The 5,333-nt window shown below is 45.6% G+C and carries 4 protein-coding genes and 1 pseudogene; all 5 read left to right on the top strand.

From position 1 onward, the window contains the following. Positions 1-1,492, top strand: a 1,492-nt coding sequence (locus Q0200_RS04030; RefSeq protein WP_297938034.1) for a class I tRNA ligase family protein, incomplete at its 5' end; no start/stop codon positions are given. Positions 1,493-1,495: 3 nt separating this feature from the next. Then, positions 1,496-2,029 carry a penicillin-binding protein gene (locus tag Q0200_RS04025; protein WP_297938033.1) on the top strand — a complete coding sequence of 178 codons (534 nt, stop codon included), beginning with the start codon at positions 1,496-1,498 and terminating at the stop codon, positions 2,027-2,029. Continuing rightward, entirely contained in the window at positions 2,019-3,554 is a 1,536-nt protein-coding gene (locus tag Q0200_RS04020; protein WP_297938030.1) for a GGDEF domain-containing protein, read from the top strand. The genes Q0200_RS04025 and Q0200_RS04020 overlap by 11 nt, the downstream gene beginning before the upstream one ends. Further along, entirely contained in the window at positions 3,554-4,708 is a 1,155-nt protein-coding gene (locus Q0200_RS04015; protein WP_297938026.1) for a bifunctional folylpolyglutamate synthase/dihydrofolate synthase, read from the top strand. The genes Q0200_RS04020 and Q0200_RS04015 overlap by 1 nt, the downstream gene beginning before the upstream one ends. Further along, positions 4,698-5,333: pseudogene (locus Q0200_RS04010) on the top strand (transcription-repair coupling factor); the annotation flags it as partial. The gene Q0200_RS04015 and the pseudogene Q0200_RS04010, both read left to right, overlap by 11 nt.

Raw genomic sequence — 5,333 nt, 5'->3', positions numbered from 1 at the left:
AACCGGAGAAAAAGTGCCGGTTTGGGTGGCAAATTTTGTCCTAGCAGACTACGGTAGCGGCGCTGTTATGGCGGTGCCGGCTCACGATGAGCGCGACTACGAGTTTGCGAGTAAATTTGACCTGCCTATAAAATGGGTGGTTATGCCTGCGCAAGGCGAATTTGAGGGCGGCAAGGCGCTAACGGAATACGGAATATCTATAAATTCGCCGCTCATAAACGGACTAGGCAGCGAAGAAGCAAAACTAAAAATAATAGAAAAATTTGAAGCGGACAAGATCGGCAAACGCGTCGTAAATTTTAAAATCCGCGACTGGGGTATCTCTAGACAGCGCTACTGGGGCGCTCCGATACCGATGGTGCACTGCAAATGCTGCGGCGTCGTGCCTGAAAAGATCGAAAATTTGCCTGTGACGCTACCTGACGACGTGCAGATAACGGGCGAAGGAAATCCGCTCGATAAACACGAGAGCTGGAAGCACGTAAAGTGCCCAAAATGCGGCGGCGAGGCTATCCGCGAGACCGATACGATGGATACGTTTTTTGAGAGTAGCTGGTATTTCGCTAGGTACGCGAGCGACGAAAAAACGTGGCAGGATCGCGCGTTTGACGCTAAAAGCGTGAATTATTGGATGAACGTGGATCAGTATATCGGCGGTATCGAGCATGCGATCTTACACCTGCTTTACGCGAGATTTTTTCAAAAGGCCTTGCGAGACCTGGGCTACCTAAGAGACGACGAGCCGTTTGAGCGACTGCTCACTCAAGGCATGGTGCTAAAAGACGGCAAAAAAATGAGTAAAAGTAAAGGTAACGTAGTCGATCCGGACGACATTATCAGCAAATACGGTGCCGATACGGCGAGGCTTTTTATCCTATTTGCCGCGCCTCCGCAAAAAGAGCTTGAGTGGAACGACAGCGCGGTCGAGGGCGCGTTTAGATTTTTAAACCGCTTGTACGAACGAAGCTCGGGCGTAAAAAGATGCACTCAAATCCCGCAGATAGCGCACGCAAATTTGAGTAAAGAAGAAAAATACGCGCGCATGAAGGTTTACGAGGCGCTTAAAAAATCAAACGACGTTTACGAGGAAAATTTTACATTTAACACCCTGATCGCCGCCTGCATGGAGGCTTTAAACGCCGTAAACGCGCAGGATAATCAGGATGTAACGACGGAAGCCTTTTTTATCATCTTAAATTTGCTAGAGCCTATAGTGCCGCATGTCGCAAACGAACTTAGCGAGCAGCTATTCGGCAGGGCAAATTTTACGAAAATAGAAATTTTGGACGAGGTTTTTGAAAAAGATAGTTTAAATTTGGCTATCACCGTTAACGGCAAAAGGCGCGGCGAATTTGAAGTGCCGAGCAGCGCAAGCGAGGACGAGGTCTTGGCTCTAGCTAGACAAAGCGCGGCTAAATGGCTAGAAGGAAAAGAGATAATCAAACAAATTTACGTGACAGGCAAGCTCGTAAATTTCGTAATAAAAGGCTAAATCGTGAAGATAAAAATTTTACTACTTTTGGCGACTTTCATCTTGGTTGGATGTGGCTATAAGCCAGTCTCAAAGATTACGAACGATATAATGGGCGACCGCGTCTACGTAAACGTGCTGATAAGCAAAGAAGAGCCTAAAAATAGCGTATGGATTAAAGATAGCGTGTTAGAGGGTATCGTAACAAGGCTGGGCAAACGCATAAGCTACGATAAAAGCGAGCCAACCGCCATAACCGTATCGATCAAATCGCTTAACTACCAAGCGCTATTATATGATGAAAACGGCTATGTAACTTCGTATAAAGCGATACTAACGCTAAATTTCGACACTAAGTTAAAAGGCGGCAAGACGCTATCGGTGACGACTTCGGGCGAGCACGACTTTACCGTTTCTCAAAAAGTAAGGGATACTAGATTTGCCGACGGCGTCATCAGCGAAGGCGAGAAATATAACGCCATAAAAGAGGCTTCGCAGGAGGCTTTTGACGAATATATCGCCGTGCTTGCGGTAAAAGGGCTAAAAAATGGCGACTAGCGTCAGCCAAGTCATAAAAGAATCAATCCAGACCATGAAAGAGCGCGGGCTCATGCTAACTCCGGATAACTACGCCGAGGTTTTTTGCGAGATAGCGAAAAAAAACGGCGTAATAGTGCCTGATTGCCAGAAGCTTGAAAAATACTCGGCTCGCCTAAACGACGAGCTTAAAGCGCAGCTAAAACAAAAAAACGTAAGAAACTTAGATGAGCTTTTTGCTTTTATGGCCGCTAGGCTAAATTCGCCCGGCCTTGCCGAGTATCCAAAACTAATAAATGCACTCGTAGCTATGAATAAAAAGGTTTTCGAGGCCGTAGCTTCGCTACATAATAAAAATGCTAAAAATTTAGCCGAAGCCAGCTCGGAAGCTCTAAATAGAAGACTAGACGCGCAAGCTATAGATAGAATAAAAGATAAGTGGTTTGATTTTTTGACCGATTACGACGATAGTTTTTTGAAAAGATTGTGCGTTTACGGCGTTAAAAATTTTAGCGACCTGAGAGATATCGTTAGCGAGCTTGAAGATGTTTTGACGAAAGAGCAGGCTTGTGAAAAACTAGTTCCGCTCGTATCGGATATGCTAAGACCTTCTATTACCGATAAAATCGACGGCGAGATAGAAAAAGTAAATAAAATTTTAAAAAGCGATCCAAAGCTTTTAGAAGATTTTACCATTAGAAAAAATATAGAAAATTTGACTAAAAAGCGTATTGAGCTTGATAGGGCTGAAATATCAACAAGGGTCGGAGCGCTAGATAAGGTTTTAGACGGTATAAGCGGGCAAATATCAAGTCTAATTAATAGCTCGTCTAAGAGTTCAAGTCAGATGCAATTTATAAAAAACGATCTAAATTCTATAAATTTGAGTGAAGATAGTTTTGAGGGAATCAGAGATAAATTAAAAAATATCGCCGACACCCTAGATGTAGAGGTTAAGCAACTTGGAGAACAAATGCTAAATGATCAGCAAACTATAAAAGAGTTACAAGCAAAAGTGAGTAAACTAGAAGTAGAGCTAGAAAGCGCAAAAGCCGAGAGCAAAGAGGATTTTTTAACTAAAACCGCGACAAAAAAAGCACTAATGGAAGAGCTTGGGCGGCTGGAGGTTGATTTTTTACAACAAAATGCCGACTACGCCGTGTGTTTTTTTGACATAGATCATTTTAAAAATATAAACGACGTATACGGTCACGACGCCGGCGACGTGATAATAGCAAGCGTAGGAAGGGTGCTTAGGGGCAACTCTAGGGAAGCCGATTTCGTCGCTAGGTACGGCGGCGAGGAGTTTGTGGTGTTGTTGCCAGGGTTTGATATGGCGCAGAGTATAGAGTTTGCGGATAAGGTGCGCGATGTGCTAAAAAACTCCAAATTTTTATACAAAGACGAACGCATTAGCGTTACGGTGAGTTGCGGCGTTGCTATACGTAGCCAAAATCAAAGTCAAGCAGCCGTATTAGAAGCTTCGGATAAAATGCTATATCAGGCTAAGCAAAACGGCAGAGATCAGGTGATGCCTAAAATTTAATGAAACTAGAATATTTTTTAGAAAACAAACCCCTTTTTTATAAGGAAATCAACCGCGCGCGCATGCCAAATGCGTTTAAATTTGTACAAGATGCATTTAAAATACCAAAAATCATCCATCTTATCGGTACGAACGGCAAGGGCAGCACGGGGCGATTTTTAGCGCAGATGCTTGCCTGCGGTCATAGCGTCGGACACTATACGAGCCCGCATATTTTCGAGTTTCGCGAGAGATTTTGGATGAACGGCGCCGTAGCTAGCGCAGATGCGCTCGAAACGGCTCACGAGAGGCTGATTAAAATTTTGCCTGCCGAAGTAGCGCGCTCGCTTTCGTATTTCGAGTACGCGACGCTACTTTGCGCTCCGCTTTTTGAGGGGTGCGACTTTTTCGTCTGCGAGGCTGGCGTTGGGGGAGAATTCGACGCTACGAACGTGTTTGACAAGCGTCTTAGCCTCTTTACTCCGATAGGTTTTGACCACACGGCGCTGCTTGGCGACACGTTAGAGCAGATCGCGACGACTAAATTTAACGCGATGGCGGACGTTGCTTTGATGAACGACGAGATGAGTGAGCTTTGCGTCGGTATCGCGCGAAAAATAGCCGATAAAAAAGGTGCGACGCTCAAATTCGCTTCCCAAAATTTAAGCAACGATGATAAAAACGAGATTAAAATTTATGCGGAAAAATTCGGCTTGCCCGAGTTTTTACGTTCAAATTTAACCCTTAGCTCTTCTGCGTTTAAGGAGCTTGGGTTTAGTTTAAATTTAGCAAATTTGGGTGCGCTAGATCTTAGCGGACGCTGCGAAAAGATCGCGCCAAACGTCACGATCGACGTCGGGCACAACGAGATGGCGGCGCAAGCTCTCGTGAAAAGATTTGCGGGCAAAAAGCTAAATTTGATCTTTAACGCCTTTGCCGACAAGGATATAAAAGCCGTCCTGATGGCGATCAAGCCGATCGTTAAAAAGACTTACATCATCGAGTACGAGACGCCGGGCCGCGAGCTTGCGACGGCGCAGGTAAAAGAGGCTTTGCGCCAGCTTAATATGGAGTTTGAGGGCTTTGCGGACGTGTGCGCGGACGAGGAGTATTTGGCGTTCGGGTCGTTTTACCTCGTGGAAGCCTTCTTAAAAAGGTACCTCGGTGCAAAGTGAGGTTTTTGAGTATTTTTTAAACGGAGGCGATGCGCAGTTGCTCGTCTGCGAGGACGATAAGGAGGCCGTCGCGGCTTTTAGCGCGGCGGAATTTGCCGGGCTTAAGGTATTTAGATTGCCCGATTTTAGAGCGCGCGAGGGCGATGATCTGCGCAGCTTTAGCGCCGAGCTTTTCGAGCTATCGTCCGAGCTAGCCAAATTTTACGAATTCGAGGGCAAAAAGCTCCTCATTAGCCCCGTTTGCACCGTCCTAAACAAACTTCCCGGCAAAAAACACCTACAAAAGCTTGCTCTAAATTTTGGCGATAAAATCGATCCAAAAGAGCTAGCCGAAAAGCTACTGCGCTTTGGCTACGAGGCGGTTGATATCGTGGAGAGCGAGGCCGAGTTTTGCGTGCGCGGCGAGATTATCGATATTTTTTGCGTTGGCGCGCAGGAGCCAAACCGCATTTTGCTATTTGACGACGAGATAGAGAGCATCAGGCATTACAGCACGCAGACGCAAATTTCAAACAAAACCGAGCTAAAAAGCGTTGAAATTTCGCCTTTTATCGCGGCTCTGGGCGAGGCTGAATTTGAAAAAACGTCCGAAAAAATAAAAGAGATCGAGACCGACGCGCTAATC

This window comes from uncultured Campylobacter sp. (genome assembly GCF_938045225.1).
Classification (GTDB): Bacteria; Campylobacterota; Campylobacteria; order Campylobacterales; family Campylobacteraceae; genus Campylobacter_A.
The sequence above is the reverse complement of the archived record's forward strand: the minus strand, read 5'-3'. Positions and strand labels throughout refer to the sequence as shown.